The sequence below is a fragment of the Allorhodopirellula solitaria genome (genome assembly GCF_007859855.1).
GTDB lineage: Bacteria > Planctomycetota > Planctomycetia > Pirellulales > Pirellulaceae > Rhodopirellula > Rhodopirellula solitaria.
Map to the genome: position 1 here is coordinate 22991 of NZ_SJPK01000001.1, position 15224 is coordinate 38214.

13 protein-coding genes are annotated in these 15224 nt (G+C 58.6%); 7 read left to right on the plus strand and 6 right to left on the minus strand.

Annotation, left to right across the window (positions count from 1 at the left end; all coding sequences use genetic code 11):
* Window positions 1-9 precede the first annotated feature (9 nt).
* Together CA85_RS00080 and CA85_RS00085 are read left to right on the plus strand one after the other, a co-directional pair.
* Window positions 10-1314, plus strand: coding sequence for a DUF1552 domain-containing protein (locus CA85_RS00080; protein ID WP_146389039.1), 1305 nt, complete (start codon window positions 10-12; stop codon window positions 1312-1314).
* A gap of 3 nt (window positions 1315-1317) precedes the next feature.
* The gene (locus CA85_RS00085) at window positions 1318-2784 is read left to right on the plus strand and encodes an arylsulfatase (protein WP_146389041.1); all 1467 of its coding nucleotides are present in this window, start codon (window positions 1318-1320) and stop codon (window positions 2782-2784) included.
* Between the two features lie 20 nt (window positions 2785-2804).
* On the opposite strand, the gene CA85_RS00090 is transcribed toward CA85_RS00085, so the two are convergent.
* The 5 genes from CA85_RS00090 to CA85_RS00110 form a co-directional block, all read right to left on the minus strand.
* A complete protein-coding gene (locus CA85_RS00090; RefSeq protein WP_246112358.1) occupies window positions 2805-4052 on the minus strand; it encodes a purple acid phosphatase family protein in 1248 nt (415 codons plus the stop codon).
* The gene (locus CA85_RS00095) at window positions 4049-5002 is read right to left on the minus strand and encodes a hypothetical protein (RefSeq protein ID WP_246112359.1); all 954 of its coding nucleotides are present in this window, start codon (window positions 5000-5002) and stop codon (window positions 4049-4051) included. The genes CA85_RS00090 and CA85_RS00095 overlap by 4 nt, the downstream gene beginning before the upstream one ends.
* A gap of 54 nt (window positions 5003-5056) precedes the next feature.
* The gene (locus tag CA85_RS00100) at window positions 5057-5995 is read right to left on the minus strand and encodes an ABC transporter ATP-binding protein (protein ID WP_146389043.1); all 939 of its coding nucleotides are present in this window, start codon (window positions 5993-5995) and stop codon (window positions 5057-5059) included.
* An 85-nt stretch (window positions 5996-6080) separates the two neighbouring features.
* A complete protein-coding gene (locus tag CA85_RS00105; protein ID WP_246112360.1) occupies window positions 6081-8492 on the minus strand; it encodes a hypothetical protein in 2412 nt (803 codons plus the stop codon).
* Window positions 8489-8809: a MazG nucleotide pyrophosphohydrolase domain-containing protein gene (locus CA85_RS00110; RefSeq protein ID WP_146389045.1), complete on the minus strand. Its 321-nt coding sequence runs from the start codon at window positions 8807-8809 to the stop codon at window positions 8489-8491. The genes CA85_RS00105 and CA85_RS00110 overlap by 4 nt, the downstream gene beginning before the upstream one ends.
* A 406-nt stretch (window positions 8810-9215) precedes the next feature.
* Between CA85_RS00110 and CA85_RS00115 the strand changes: the two genes are divergently transcribed.
* The 5 genes from CA85_RS00115 to CA85_RS00135 all read left to right on the plus strand — a co-directional run bounded on the left by CA85_RS00115 (window position 9216) and on the right by CA85_RS00135 (window position 13279).
* Window positions 9216-10340, plus strand: a complete 1125-nt coding sequence (locus CA85_RS00115; RefSeq protein WP_146389047.1) for a sulfotransferase family protein — start codon at window positions 9216-9218, stop codon at window positions 10338-10340.
* A 136-nt stretch (window positions 10341-10476) separates the two neighbouring features.
* Window positions 10477-10773 (plus strand): hemin uptake protein HemP, encoded by a 297-nt coding sequence (locus CA85_RS24640; RefSeq protein WP_186774657.1) that lies wholly within the window; start codon window positions 10477-10479, stop codon window positions 10771-10773.
* Between the two features lie 60 nt (window positions 10774-10833).
* Window positions 10834-11328, plus strand: coding sequence for a hypothetical protein (locus CA85_RS00125; RefSeq protein ID WP_146389049.1), 495 nt, complete (start codon window positions 10834-10836; stop codon window positions 11326-11328).
* Window positions 11329-11500: 172 nt separating this feature from the next.
* Window positions 11501-12805 (plus strand): diaminopimelate decarboxylase, encoded by a 1305-nt coding sequence (locus CA85_RS00130; protein ID WP_146389051.1) that lies wholly within the window; start codon window positions 11501-11503, stop codon window positions 12803-12805.
* Between the two features lie 111 nt (window positions 12806-12916).
* Window positions 12917-13279 carry a 2Fe-2S iron-sulfur cluster-binding protein gene (locus CA85_RS00135; protein ID WP_146389053.1) on the plus strand — a complete coding sequence of 121 codons (363 nt, stop codon included), beginning with the start codon at window positions 12917-12919 and terminating at the stop codon, window positions 13277-13279.
* Window positions 13280-13745: 466 nt separating this feature from the next.
* On the opposite strand, the gene CA85_RS00140 is transcribed toward CA85_RS00135, so the two are convergent.
* Entirely contained in the window at window positions 13746-15182 is a 1437-nt protein-coding gene (locus CA85_RS00140) for a UDP-glucose 6-dehydrogenase (protein WP_146389055.1), read from the minus strand.
* Window positions 15183-15224 lie beyond the last annotated feature (42 nt).

Consider the following 15224-nt stretch of genomic DNA (forward strand, 5'->3'; position numbering starts at 1 on the left):
GCTATCACCATGAAAAATCGATCCACTCAGTTCAATTTTCAAAAGCGACTGCAGCGCCGTGCCGTGCTGCAAGGCAGTGGTGTTGCGATGAGCCTACCTTGGCTGTCGGCGATGCGGTCCGCCTTCGCACGCGACGCCGGAAGCGATGACAATGCTCGCGATCAACCACGGCGATTCGTGGCCGTCACGATGGGCCTCGGGCTGGTCAGCGAGAACTGGATGCCCGAGGGCGAAGGGAAGCAATACAAGCCTTCTCGCTATCTCCGCTCACTCTCGGATCTGCGTGATCGCTTGACAGTCGCCTCGGGGGTCTCGCACCCCGGTGTCACGGGCGGACACCGCGCCGAAGCGAGCATTTTGACAGGCATACCGATGGGGTCGGCGGGGCGGGCGGTCAATTCGATTTCCATCGATCAACTACTCGCCAAACATCTTGGCAACGCGACCAGGTTCCCTTCCTTGGTTTTGGCGACGAGCGGCACGTCGAGCCCCTGCTATACCGAGAGCGGCGCGATTATTTCACCCACCACTTCCGCTGCGTCCTTGTTCGCAGAACTGTTTATTGACAAATCAAGCGCGGAGCGACGCAAGCAAGCCGCTCGGGTGCGGCAAGGACGCAGTATCATGGATGTTGTCGCCGAAGACGCTCGCTCGCTGCAGCGGACTCTCGGCCGCGGAGATCGCGATCGCCTCGACGCCTATTTCACAAGCGTCCGTGGACTCGAACACCGCATGCAACAATCCGAAGCATGGGCGCGGCGTCCCAAACCCGAAGTCGATGCCGAACAACCCGTGGATATTCGCAATCCGAGCGATCTGATCGGGCGTTTCAAAACCATGTGCGATGTCGTGAACCTCGCTCTGCAGACTGACTCGTCTCGGTACATCACGTTGCACTTGCCCGCCGGCGGCGGTGTTGTCCCTATCGAAGGCGTTGACCAAGGGTACCATTCACTCAGCCACCACGGACGCGACGAAGCCAAGCTATCGCAACTCGCCATCGTCGAAGAGGCCATCGTCGACCAGTGGGGCGAGTTCCTGCGATCACTCGAACAGGTGGATGATGCGCACGGCAGCCTCCTCGACGATACCACGTCCATGTTGACGAGCAACTTGGGGAACGCATCGAACCACAGCAACCAAAATATGCCTGTGATGGTCGGCGGCGGACCATTTTGTCATGCTGGGCACCTGGCCTTCAGCCAAAAGAACAATTATCCGCTCGCGAATTTCTACGTGTCCCTGTTGCAAAAGCATGGGCTCGAGATAGACAACTTCGCCAGCAGCACCGGTACGATGAACGGACTAAGCTAAACCATGAGACGCATCCCATTTCTACTTTCCGCGTTGCTGACGTGCGCATCACCGGCAGCCGTTCTCGCTGAGCGGCCCGCCGACTCACCCCCCAATATCGTGCTCTTTGTCGCCGACGATCTTGGTTATGGAGAACTTGGCTGCTACGGCCAGGAGATCATTCGCACGCCGCGGATCGATGCGATGGCGAAAAACGGCGTCCGTTTTACGAACTTCTATAGCGGCAACGCGGTTTGCGCCCCAAGTCGCTGTTGCCTGATCACCGGCAAACATCCCGGCCACGCCTTCGTACGTAGCAACGGCAATCCCAAGCACGACCCCGAGTTCGCCGAGCAGATGGGATTCGAATTCCCTGGTCAAATCCCGATCCCCGCCGAAGAGATCACGCTGCCCGAATTGCTCAAAGAACGCGGCTACGCTACCGCCGCGTTCGGCAAATGGGGCCTCGGCCATTTCGGCACCTCCGGCGACCCGAACACGCAGGGATTCGATTTGTTCTATGGCTTCAACTGCCAAGTCCACGCTCACAACCACTACCCCACTTTCCTGTGGCGTAATCGACAAAAAGAACTCCAAGCAGGCAACACAAGATCACAATCGGGCGAGACCTACTCGCAAGATCAATTCATCGACGAAGCCTGTTCGTTCATCGAGGACCAGGCTGCAGGACCGTTTTTTGTCTACCTGCCGATGGCCGTCCCCCATCTGTCGATCCAAGTCCCCGAGGAGTCTCTGCAGCCCTACCTCGAAACCATCGAGGAAGCCGATCACGTTCACAGGGGTTATTTACCGCACCCCCACCCACGCGCTGGGTACGCAGCCATGGTCACTCACATGGACGCAGGAATCGGGCAAGTCATCGACCAGGTTGAGTCGCTCGGCCTGAGTGAGGACACCCTGTTCTTGTTCACCTCCGATAACGGCCCCACCTACGATCGTCTGGGCGGATCGGATAGCGATTTCTTTAACTCCGCAGGGCCGTTCAAGGGTCTGAAGGGCCAGATGGATGAAGGCGGGATCCGCGTCCCCCTGGTCGCTAGCTGGCAGGGCCATATCGAAGGACCGCAGCAAAGCGATTGGGCCGGCGCCTGGTGGGATTTCTTGCCCACGCTCTGCGACGTCGCCGGGCAAACACCACCACCGAACCTCGACGGGGTCAGTTTTCTGCCTACACTGCTGGGCGACACCGACCAGCAAACGCAGCACGAATTCCTGTACTGGGAATCGCCTGGCTACAGCGGGCAACAAGCTGTCCGCGTGGGAGATTGGAAAGCGATCCGCAAAGGACTCGCGAGACGCCCCAAAGCAAACGCTGGCGTCCCCGAATGGCAGCTCTACGACCTGGCCAACGACGTCGGGGAAACCACCGACGTCGCTGCGGAACACCCTGATGTGATCGCAAAGGTCGAATCCATCGCAGGCCGCGAACACGTTCCTAGCAAAGAGTTCCCGCTGCGGGCGATCGACTGACGCCCCCCCGCCTATCGAGCTTATGGCGCGGTGCGAGCGTCGATTGAAAATTCATCTCGCACCTCGCCGCCGAGCAAGACGCACTTTCCATGGAGTGTTTGCTTCCCAAAGGTGAGCACGAACACATGGTTCCCCTTGTCTGCCATCCCGGGAGATTGGATGAACCAACGATCGGTCTTGGGTGTTCGTTGCGGGACGCCCAATCCACCTTCGCCGATATAGATAACCCCTGACTCGTCCATGGCACCACCGCGGATCGGCACCGTGCGTTTGATATTGTGCCCGTCGGCTTCACACGCCAAATCGACATTGAACCGTTCGAAGAGCGGAACCCAGCTCTGCAGCCCCGCGCCGGGTCCCTTCACCGCTGGATAGACAGGCCGGTGGTACTGGACGAGCAGCCAGCGATTTTTGGGCCGGCTGCGTGCGAGCTCCTCGGTGAGCCAACTGGCTTGGTCGCCGGCCGTGCTGATTTCGGAATTCAACGTGATGAAGCGAAGTTGGGAGCCGATGTTGAGGCCGTAGTAATTCAAATCGCCCTCGGGAAACCCGAAGACCTGATTGAATGGTTTGCCATGATCGTGGTTGCCGCGAGCCGGAATGATCGGCAGGAGCCGGCCGTCGGGCGTGGTCGTCAATTCATGATCCGACAACCACTCCGACCAAAGCTTCATTTTCGTTCCGTTGACGATATAGTCGCCACCATGGGCGACAGCGAGGATATCGTCGGCAGGTTCATCGTTATCATGGGAACTCGCAAACATCTCCCCCATCATCGCATTCATTTTTCGCCGAGTGTCCCGGTCCGAACGCGAGTCCCCGCCATGAAGGATGCTGAAATCGCGGTCATGGGGTGGGGCCGTCACGAAGTAGAACACCGGTGATTCTTCGTCATCACTAATCATCTTGATGTCGTATGCTGACGCGGGCTCCAGCTCGGTCAGCTCGACGCGGTGGTAGTAGAGTTCGGCGTCCCCACCGGTGTACCGTCCTGAACGGGCGAGCTGGACGGCGGGTTGGGCATCCTCACCTCGCACGCGGTACTCAACGGAATGAAGTCTTCCCGGCTCCGCCGTACTCCACACGATCGTCGCCGATGTCGCTGGATCGTCTGCCCAGACCACACGCCACTGCGCGGGCTGGGTTCCCTCCAAAGGAGCGTCGGCTCTTGCGTTAGAAATGAATGCCAAAAAAACAGCGGCTAGGAAAGCAACCGTACGCGCCGGGCGCGAAGGGGCGGTTGGCTGAATCATCGATATCAGTGTCATGGGGTCTCGCATTGGTGAGGTGTAGAAGTATCGGGCGAAGCGGTCGTCTCTGGCTGAACGGAACGCTGGCGGCGGGAAACAATCCAGTATCCCAGAATCGCTAGTGGCACGCCTCCATTGGCGGCCCGGAGGAGAGTTTCCGGCCAGGCGCTGAACCCAAACGCCGTCATTCTACTCGCTGCCGCCACGCCGCCCCACACCGCCATGTAGAACGCAACCGCGGGCCAGCGTGCGACGACCAGCAAGATGGCGACCAACAGATCCACCACGCCGATCGCGACCAGAGACCGCTGCACGGTCGACTCGCTCGGATAAAACTGCGTCCAACGCATGTCCGAAAGCAAAACGAGATCCATGAAGGGACCATAGCACTCGATCGCCTTGTAGCCGTGGGCGGCGAACGTCGCGGCGGCGGCCAGCATTAGCAATATCACTGCCGCCCGCTCAGCCTGGAAACCGCCCCGTTCGATCTCGAGACGGCGAGTCGGACGATTAATCAACAGCAGCAGTGCCAGCGGAGCGACGTACCGGACGGCGTCCTCTGCAAACGTTAAATCGGCATACAGCGTCGCCCGCATCCGATGCGCAACAGCCATCGTAAAAACCCAAACGGCGATCCAGAGAGCGGCGGTGCCGTCGAGCCACCGCAGCGATCGACCCAGCATCGATTCGGGATCCATTCTGGGACGAACGATACCCGCCACACATAGCAGTAAACCTGCGGCGAGCGTTAACCACGCCCCGGCATTGTCGATGGATTGGACGAGCGGTTCGGGCCAGTGAAAATCAAACTGCAGCCACTCAAAAACATCACTCTCTCGCTCGTTCGGCGAGAACAGATAGCGCCCCGCCAGACCAAAACACTGGACCGCGATGACAATCCGTAAACAACCATCGAGCCAATTCCGTGCCGACCGATGCTGAGGAAAACCGAGTTCACAACGTTTCATAATTACCGTACGGATAGCGACATGGCTGACGATGGATGCGAAACAACATCCAGATCACATCCGAGTGCTCGTGCCCTGGGTGAGCGCCATGAAGGCGGACTCCAGATCGAGCTCTTCTTCGGAGAAGCGGCGGAGATTGATACCGTTCTCGATGAGAAGCTTGGGTAGCTCACTGTAGTCATCCGTATCACTGTTGAGAATCACGCGCACCGCGTCGTCACCGGGCTGGGTGGACTGGACGAGTGGATGGTTCTCAAACAGATCTGCGATCTGTTGCATCTGATCCCGTTGGCTAGGCTGGATAATCAATACGGTATGCTCGCGCACCATCCGGATCACCTCGGTGACCCTGGCATTCTGCTTCAATTCGCCGCGGTCAATAATCCCTACTTTATTGCAAACATCCGCTAGCTCGGGCAGAATGTGACTGCTGACGATCACAGTTTTTCCCATCTCGCCGAGACGCCGCAGCAAGTTCCGCATCTCGATCCGGGCCCGTGGATCCAGCCCCGACAAAGGTTCGTCGAGCAGCAGAACCTGAGGGTCATGCAGCAGGGTCCGGGCGAGCCCGAGGCGTTGCGTTTGGCCCCGTGAGAGGGTGTTTGCAAACGCGTCGCGTTTGAAGTCGAGATCGACGATATCGAGCATCTCATTGACACGCTTGCGGCGATCGGGCCCGTTGATCCGGTACGCGGCCGCAAAAAACTCGAGATATTCGACCACGGTCATGTCGTCATAGACACCGAAGAAGTCGGGCATGTAGCCGACTAATCGGCGAATTTCTTTGGGCTGAGTGTGGACGCTGTGCCCGCACACATAGGCTTCGCCCCAACTCGGCTCGAGCAGCGTGGCGATAATCCGCATCGTCGTCGTTTTGCCAGCCCCGTTGGGTCCGATGAAGCCGAACAGATCGCCCGCTTCGAGGTCCAAGTCGATAGCTCGGATAGCGAACGCATCGCCATATTTCTTGGTCAAGTCAACGGTTTTGATCACGACAATACTAGCCGGAGAAAAGTAAAAAAGATGGAATCAACAGGCACAAATAGTCCTACGCTTTGACAGGCCGCGTGCCTGTCCCTCACTCGCGGCGTCCTTCCTCAACAGGAAGGACAATGCGAACCCAGCTATCTGTCTCACCCGGCGGCACGATCGCGGGAGAGGGTTCCTGGGTGTCCGCCTCGATGCTCAGAGTCGTCCACGGGTCACGGCACCGTGCAACGAGGATACAGCGGTCTTCATTGAGCAGATCCGTCCAATCGAGATGCCCCAGAATTTCGTTCTGCAGTCCCGTATAGCGGGTTCCACCAACCACACCGTGAAACATCACCATCTCGGCAAGCCGCACGGGCTGGTTGGTTTGGGTCACGTCCCACGCCTCGGTTTGCGAGGAGCTTTCAAGAGCTCGCTGACGCGACAATTGCCAACGAAAGTTCTTTTGCCGCAGACTGTCGATGTCCTCGATTGTTGCTGACGCGGGAAATCGTGTTGGCAGAAAGTAAACCCAGTTCTGATAAATCAACATCGCATCGAGCAAGTCCACTGGAAACGGATTGATCAGCTCGCCCTGCAACAGCTCGGAACCGCGCCGCCTCTGCACCGGAGAGGCGTTCACATGGGTGCTCAGCTGCATCTGCAACGCCAATGATTTACTGCTACGCGGCGCCAGTTCGAGCGAGTCGATACGGCTCGTTAAACTGGGTTCACCCTGGCCCTGCTGCGACTCCCGAGGAGGATCCAGCAACATCAGTGGAACATGGATCGGCGCATTCCAGGCATCGATCTGAATGCCCCCCATCTCGCGGCCTGGAGCACCAAAGGGTTGCAATACCTGATACGTCGTCGTGTCCGTCAGCTCAGCGAGTGGTTCGCTGGGCACGGCGCGAACATTCACACTCTGAGCAGGATGCGAATACAGGTAGGACCAATGAAACAAACGCGTTGTTCGAGTCGAGCCGTCGACATCGAGAATCTCCAAACCGCGTTGACGGAGCAAGGGATCCTTCTCCGCGGCCGCCGCTTCGACCGACGAATCGAGTTCGACTCGGGGGGCCGCCGCCATCACCAAGGCAACCGACAGGAGCACCGCGACAATGGGAAACGTCATCCAACCTAGCAATGGGTTCCCAAACACACGCCGCACGACCAGGTAGTCCAACGGCGCCACCAGCGCCACCAGCCCAGCGATGATGAGCGCGATGATCGAAAACCCGACGCTGCGTTTGATCGGAAAATGATCCAAACTCCGCCGCACTTGCCCCGACAGATCCGAATACCCACTGACGCGAAAACTGCTACCCACCTCACTGCGTTTCTCACTCAGGACGTCTCCCGTCAGTTTCGTAACCAGATCGAGACGCTCAGGCCATTGAGTGAACGGTGCCGCATCGAGGTCGGCGGCAACCAGCGTGATCTTGCCCATCCCTGCGGCATAGCGAATCGCCAGAGGCAACCCAATGCGTCGTGAGGTACGGCCCGCGATCAACACCTCGCCAACGCGCGACAACGTCGTGCCACCGGCGCCGATGACCTTGGGAAACTGCCACGCGTCAAAGCCCTGCAAACGCGTCTGACTGTTGGTGAACGTTTCGAAGCCGGACGGATCCATGCTCACTACGGAGGATTCAACAATCTGATCAGGCAACAGCTCGGCGAGCCACCCGGCGGCCTCCAACAGTGGTCCCGCCTTGGCACCCAAAGTCACGAACAAACGGCCGCCACCTCGCACCCAACTCGCAATCGCCTCGCCTTGCGCAGCGGAAAGTCCAGACAACACATCAGTGCCTTCGGCGGTGATCAACATCAAATCGACACCGGAAAATCCGAGCACGTGATCAGGCACGGCCCCCGCCTCGTCGACACGGGTGACCGCTACGGTGGCGCTCCGGTCGAGCAACTCGTTGGCACCAATCGTGTCGATCCCCAGTGGGTTACCGATAACGACGGCCCAAGGCATGCCAACAGGAACCATCGACGGTCCCTCGGCGGGCACCCCAACTTCGGCAAAACGGGTGTCCCAAATCACCTCACCACCGGCATCCTCACCAGACGCCTGGGCTGCTGACGATGAATCGCGACTGCGGAGGATCAGCGGTGCGGCTTCCGTCCCCGGAATCGCGTAGGCAAAACTCGACGTCGGACCCTGCCCGTGTGACGCCTGCAGGAACTCCTGCTGATAGACCACCGCGACACCATCGCCGTCGGTCGTCTCCAATTCGACCGAACCGCCGTGCTGCGGTGGCAACCGCACCGAGGCCCAATGCCCGGCTCGATAATGCCCTTCGATACCCAGCCTCTCAGCGATATCCGGCTCCGACGCGAGCGATTCTTGAGCGGTCGCAGCAGGGAGCGACAACAACGCCGCGACGATGACCGCCCATCCACCGAGCAACAGACCCCACGATGGTACCTCGGGGGCGTTGCGGAGCGAAATGGCGTGAGCGAGCGTCACCGTTGGCCGGGATGCAGTCGCGAAACAGGAGCACTCCCTCATGGCTTCTCATCCAAACTGCACTGACACTCCAAATGCCGGCACCCAGGACACCCCTGGCCATATTTGGCGGACAAGGCGTCCGCCAAGTTCACGTCCGCGACGTTAGCAATCGTGAACAGCCAAGCGATCACATCAGCAAATTCTTCCTGCAGGTTTTCGCGATCACTGCCGCGAAGGGCCGACGCCAACTCACCGACCTCTTCCATCAACCACATGAACGTGCCATCGACGCCTCGGGCGACGTCTTTGTCGTAATACATGCGGCGGATGTGCTGCTGAAGATCCGCAATGGAAAGGTCGTTCGGGGGGGTATCCATCAGGCTATTCAATGCAATGTTATTAAAAACAGAAGTTTTGGAGACAACGGGAACCCGCTGCCGCTGCAAAATCTATAAAATTCGTGCCGCGAAGGCGACCACGGCGGGGCGTCTTGAAACTGACGCTTTCCCCTTTCTCCGTTAGAGCCTAATCTAACCTCGCCAATTGCGGGGGAGGCTGAGTCAATTTCCTAGCGAGTGGCCGACCAAAATCCAGCGACACGCGTCCAACCTCGACGAACACGAACGCCCCCGTCTCCGCTAAACAGAATACGCTGTTCCTCTGAGCGCACTCGACCGCTAGACGGAGAATTGGCCACTTTTGTTCGCCGCGACCTCACTGCGCACCTGGCCCGTCGCCAACAATTCTTTCCACTCCCGCCCTCGAGTCCGCTCTCCATCCTCCATGTCCCAATCATCGGTGAATCGCTACCCATTCTACAGCCCGCGATTTTGGCACGGGATGCGTCCCTCGGCGTGGTGGAAACTACTCCGTCAGGGCGACTTTTCGATCAGCCCCTCGCGGATCGGCTTGGCGATCTCGGTGAGCATCGCGACACCGTTCAACACAATCCTGATGCTCCTGGAGAAACTCTTCTTCCATCGCCGCCTCCGCGCCGCGGAACTGCATGGGCCCCCCGTTTTCATCATCGGGCACTGGCGCAGCGGTACGACGCTGCTGCACGAACTGATGGTTCGAGATGAACGCTGGAGCAGCCCATCGACCTACCAGTGCTTCGCACCCTCGCATTTCTTGCTGACGCAGTGGTTTTTTCGCACCTTCGCCGGATGGCTGTTACCGGGCAAACGCCCGATGGACAATATGGCGACGGGGTGGGACCGGCCTCAGGAGGATGAGTTTGCGCTCGTGAATCTCGGCGTGCCCTCACCGTATCGCCGTATCGCCTTCCCCCGCCGCGGTGGCGTCGACATGAACTATCTGGACTTCCAAGGCGTCAGCGAAGCGGAACGCCAAGATTGGCTGTCCACACTGAAATCGTTCCTGCACCGCGTGAGCATCTCGACGACACGGCCGCTCGTGATCAAAAGCCCCACGCATACCGGCCGGATCGGATACCTCGCCGACGCGTTTCCCCAAGCCCGCTTCATTCACATCACCCGCGACCCGCGTGAACTGTTCCCGAGCACCTGCCGGCTGTGGCGGAGCCTTGACGAAATCCAATCGCTGCAAGCACCGCCCGCCGATACGACCGACGACGGGATCGAAGAATACGTGCTCGACTGTTTCTCACGCATGTACACCGCCTTCGAACAACAACGACCTCAAATCGATCAACAACATCTGATCGAGATCCGTTACGAGGATCTGATCGCCGACCCCGTAGCGACCTTGGAAAAGATCTACGACTCCTTGCGTTTGGCTGATTTTGAAACCGTTCGCGACGAAATCCAGACCTGGACCGACAATGAACATCGCTCCTATCAACCCAATCAACACCGCTTGTCCGAATCACAGGAAAAGCAGCTGCAGGAGCGGTGGGGCAACTATTTCACCCGCTATGGATACTGACTTTTTTATTGCTAATGATTCGCAATAAGACTTGATCGGCGGCTGGGAACTGCTTAGATTGGGTCTCGACACACTTCCGCGAGCCGACGCTCGAGGCCTCCCACCCGACTCCGCGAGCAGGATCAGCGACATTCCGATGGATTCGACGCCGCCGACCTCCCGACCTACCGACGCGGCCATCGCCACCAACACGCCTGCTCCAGCGGGTCGTGCTGCGGCTGCGGTCACCGAGTCTGCTGAAATTGAGACGCGGGTAATGGGATCATTGCCCGGTCAAAATTCGCTCGCCCAGGACTGTGATTCCGCTCACACCCTGAAAGTCGTGCGGTTTGAAAGTCTCGCCCGCTGCGGTGAAGAAATTTGGATCGAAAATGACGGCCAACTCTATCGCTTGCGGAAAACCCGCCAGGGCAAACTGATTCTCACCAAGTGATCTGCGGCCCCGCCCTTTGAACTCGTGGACGTTTCTCGTAAATAAGGCTTCCCGTTCAACGTGACTCACAACGAAAATATTCTCTCGATTGTCGCTGGCGTGACTGAGCAGCAGCGACTGGTGATTGTGCATCGCTCGCTCGAACAGCGTGATGCGATGCGCGTGGGCCCCGTTCGTTTGCACCATCCCGACGGGCTGCTTGCCAGCTCCCCCGACGAACCCTCCGCGGAAGCCGCGCCGCCAGCGTCGCGGCCTTTTTGTGAACAGATCCAAGCGATCCGCGATCGCCCGATCGTTCTCCGGCAGGAATCGTTCAGCCCCGCGGTAGGTTGGTTCACTCAGAGCGAAATGGAACTGACCCTGGACCAGTGGGCAGCGATGCGAACAACACTCGTGCCCCATACCGCGAGCAGCGGCGCAAGTGTGCCCGCACCCCAAGTTCGAAAATCACGCCGATCCGCAGCGGGGCGGGACAGCAATCGCCCCCGGGTGATGTCTATCGACGGCGAAGTGATCGCGCTGCCGCTGCACGCAGATCAAGCTGTCCCAGCCTAAGAAACCGTCGCCGTTCCAGCTATCAGGACGTGACTCGGGGGCGACGCGCCAAATGGGTGCGGTTTTCCAAAAACGCGGTGGCGACTATCCTGACCGGACGCGTGCGGCGTGTCCTTCATGGGAGAACGCGCCGTGTTGACGTCAGACACGCTTCTTTCCGGCTTGGACCCTCATGGCAAACACTTCGCCCACCCCATCGCTGCCCTTCAATCGTTCATTCATTGAGCAGGTCATCGCTGATCACCCCACCCCATTAGTACTCTATTACGAAGACGGTATCCGGCGTCGGGCCCGAGAACTTTCCGACGCATTCGCGTGGAACGAGGGATTCCAACAGTATTTCGCGGTCAAAGCGACCCCCAATCCACACATCGTCGCGATGATGGCCGAAGAGGGCAGCGGTGCGGATTGCAGTAGCGTGGCCGAGCTAATCACTTGCGAACGCCTCGGCATCACCGGCCATGATGTGATGTTCACGTCCAACAATACGACGGTCGAGGAATTCGCTGTCGCGGCCCGACTCGGGGCGATCATCAACCTCGATACCCCGCACCATATCGACCAGCTCCAACAGCTCGACGCCCTGCCCGAGATGGTTTCGTTTCGCTTCAATCCTGGTCCCGAGCGGCAGGGCAATGTGATCATTGGGGATCCCAAGGAAGCGAAATTCGGTTGCACCCGCGAACAGATCTTTGAGGGCTACGCCCGCTGTGCCGAACTCGGAATCACCCGCTTCGGCCTGCACGCGATGGTCGTTTCGAATGAACTCAACGTCGACGCGCTACTGCAGACCGCCGAAATGCTGTTTGAGCTGGCCGTTCAGATCCACGAGCGGACTGGAGTGGCCGTGGAATGCATCAACCTCGGTGGCGGCATCGGCGTCGCCTATGGCCCCAACCAAGAGGCCGTCAATCTCCAAGAATTCGGCCGCGGCGTGCAGTCGCTCTACGAATCCAAGCTAGTACCGGCGGGCCTCGCTCCGGTTCGCTTGATGATGGAGAATGGCCGAGCCATGACTGGCCCATTTGGATTTTTGGTCACCCAGGTGATCAACCAAAAAACGTCCTATAAGAACTACGTCGGCGTCGACGCATGCATGAGCAACCTGATGCGGCCAGGCATGTACGGTGCCTATCATCATATCAGCGTGCTCGGCAAAGAGCAGGAACCCGCCACGCAAACTGTCGATGTCGTCGGTTCACTATGCGAAAACAATGATAAATTTGCCGTTGACCGCGAACTCCCCGCAACAGAAGTAGGCGATATCATCGTCGTCCATGATGCCGGAGCACACGGTCACTCGATGGGATTCCAGTACAACGGGCGGTTGCGATCGGCTGAAGTCCTGTACAACGATGCAGGCGAAGTCCGAGAAATTCGCCGCGCTGAAACAATCGACGACTATTTCGCCACCGTCGATTTTGATACCGTCAAAGTAGCTCAGCAGCGAACCGCCACCAGCGGGCAGCCGAGCTAGCTCGACCGGCTCGCGTCCTGGCCAGCGTCTACAGACGACGGGCGGACGCCAGCCCGCCCAGCGGAACAACTTCACCCTCCACTGACCCTCCTTCCCACCTCACTTCATCCCATGCCAAAACTCACCGTAGAGAACGTCGGAACTTTCGATATCCCCGCGGGAAAACGTCTGATCTCTGCTCTCATCGAAGACGCGGGAACGGACCAACTGCACGCCTGCGGCGGTGCCGCCAAATGCACGACCTGCCGCGTGGAATTCATCGAGGGAGAACCTGAAAAGATCACCCTCGCTGAAAAGGAACTGCTCAAAGTGCGTGAAGTCTCCGAACCTGGAGTTCGCCTGAGTTGCCAGATCGCATGCGAAGACGACATGAACGTCCGGCTGATCAGCCGGCTCGAAGGCAGTGGCCGCAAAGATCAAGGCGGCCCCGTCTCGAGCGAAATCGAACCACCTCCCGAATGGACGATGAAATAGCCTGAAAGGCGAGGTCCCGATCGCAACTCGATACCCTCAGGCGATCCCCCCACCGCTGGCGAAACAGTCTATCGCCTGAATCCAGATTGGCCCCGCAATGGTGAGCCGAGGGTCGTGAGGCCAATGGCACTTGCCTTGGCCCCGTTTGGGGCATGACTAGGCAACGCACGATCAATTTCTGTCGTAGTGGACCAGGCGACGAGTCTAAAGCCGCAGGACCCGTCCACTACTAAAACCGACACTTATTCATCGTGTGTTGCTAGGTTGGCAACCCGATGCGTCAGCGAGGAAAATGCAGTGCTTTGCGTGGTCAACGGATCATCCTCGCTCACGCGTCGGGTTATCCAGACCGCTTCGCAAACTTAAAGTAAGTGCCATTCGCCGTCAGGCCGCGGTAACGCCGCTTACGCGTCTCGGCTCAATTAATAGACAGCCCGAACGTCGGCTGTCACCTCTCGCCGACGACTCAGCTCGAAAACCCGATGCCGTGGTAATCAAAACCATAATCGGAGAGCGACATGTCCTTAAGCAGATTACGGCCGTCGAAGAGGAAGGCAGGCTTCTTCATGCCGTCATGAATCCGCTGGAAATCCGCTTCTCTGAACTCGTCCCATTCCGTTAGCAGCGCGACAGCATGGGCGTCGCTCGAAGCAACGTGGATGTCTGAGACGATCTCCACGTTCTCAGCCAATAGTTTCGCGGAGGTCGCGTTGAGCTCGGCGTCACCGTTGCGCATCGCGTCGGTGAGCTCACGGCGAATATGCTCGGGGCTGACGCGAGGGTCATAGATGCTGAGCTTGGCCCGTTCCCGCAGCAGGTCACGACAAACATAGATCGCAGCCGACTCGCGAGTGTCGTTGGTATCTTTCTTGAAAGCAAATCCCCAGATCGCAATCTTCTTATCCGACACGGTATTGAAGAGCGTGCGAACGATCCGGCTGACGAATCGACTCTTCTGATAGTCGTTCATTTTGACAACCTGCTCCCAGTACTCAGCGACCTCGGGCAAACGAAAATACTCGCACAGGTAGACCAGGTTGAGAATATCTTTCTGAAAGCACGAACCACCGAAACCAACCGATGCTTTCAAGAACTTGGGGCCGATCCTCGAGTCCATTCCGATCGCAGCGGCAACCTCATCGACATCGGCTTCGGTGGCTTCACAGAGAGCGGAGATGGAATTGATCGACGAGACTCGCTGCGCAAGGAAGGCGTTGGCGGTGAGCTTCGACAGTTCGCTGCTCCACAGGTTCGTCGTCAGCAACCGTTCGGGAGGAACCCAGTTGGCGTAGACCTCGACGAGGGCATCGATCGCAGATTGGCTCTCGCCTCCAATCAAAACACGGTCGGGCATGAGCAAATCTTCGATCGCGGTGCCTTCGGCGAGGAACTCGGGGTTGCTCAAGACGTCAAAGGTAGCTCCTGTCGAAACCCCGGCCAAAATTGTCTTGATGGCCTGGGCGGTGCGAACGGGCAGAGTTGATTTCTCGACCACAATTTTGTGCCCACGCGCCACCTCGGCGATCTTGCGAGCACACTTTTCAATGAACTCCAAGTTGGCAGCCCGTCCCGCGCCGACCCCAAAGTGCTTGGTCGGCGTATTGACCGAGATGAAAATCATCTCAGCCTCGGCGATGGCGGAATCCACTTCTGTCGAAAAGTGCAGGTTCCGGCCGCGACACTCACTGACCACCTCGAGCAAGCCCGGTTCATAAACAGGCAACTCGTCGCTGTTCCACTGGGCAATCCGGGCCGCATTGATATCCACGACATGGACCTCGATATGAGGGCACTGCTTGGCGATCATCGCCATCGTGGGGCCGCCAACGTACCCGGCGCCAATGCAACAAATTTTGCGGATTGAGGAAGGGACCGAAATCGGCTGGTCAACGGTAGCAGACATGAGGCTGGGTCGGAGCAGTACGGCAATGGTGGAAACGGGAAC

Bases quoted from the DNA above. Each gene is read 5' to 3' on its own strand.
- CA85_RS00110 (WP_146389045.1), bottom strand. From the start codon at position 8,809: ATGGATACCCCCCCGAACGACCTTTCCATTGCGGATCTTCAGCAGCAC.
- CA85_RS00085 (WP_146389041.1), top strand. From the start codon at position 1,318: ATGAGACGCATCCCATTTCTACTTTCCGCGTTGCTGACGTGCGCATCA.
- CA85_RS00090 (WP_246112358.1), bottom strand. From the start codon at position 4,052: ATGACACTGATATCGATGATTCAGCCAACCGCCCCTTCGCGCCCGGCG.
- CA85_RS24640 (WP_186774657.1), top strand. From the start codon at position 10,477: ATGGATTCGACGCCGCCGACCTCCCGACCTACCGACGCGGCCATCGCC.
- CA85_RS00095 (WP_246112359.1), bottom strand. From the start codon at position 5,002: ATGAAACGTTGTGAACTCGGTTTTCCTCAGCATCGGTCGGCACGGAAT.
- CA85_RS00105 (WP_246112360.1), bottom strand. From the start codon at position 8,492: ATGAGGGAGTGCTCCTGTTTCGCGACTGCATCCCGGCCAACGGTGACG.
- CA85_RS00140 (WP_146389055.1), bottom strand. From the start codon at position 15,182: ATGTCTGCTACCGTTGACCAGCCGATTTCGGTCCCTTCCTCAATCCGC.
- CA85_RS00115 (WP_146389047.1), top strand. From the start codon at position 9,216: ATGTCCCAATCATCGGTGAATCGCTACCCATTCTACAGCCCGCGATTT.
- CA85_RS00130 (WP_146389051.1), top strand. From the start codon at position 11,501: ATGGCAAACACTTCGCCCACCCCATCGCTGCCCTTCAATCGTTCATTC.
- CA85_RS00080 (WP_146389039.1), top strand. From the start codon at position 10: ATGAAAAATCGATCCACTCAGTTCAATTTTCAAAAGCGACTGCAGCGC.
- CA85_RS00135 (WP_146389053.1), top strand. From the start codon at position 12,917: ATGCCAAAACTCACCGTAGAGAACGTCGGAACTTTCGATATCCCCGCG.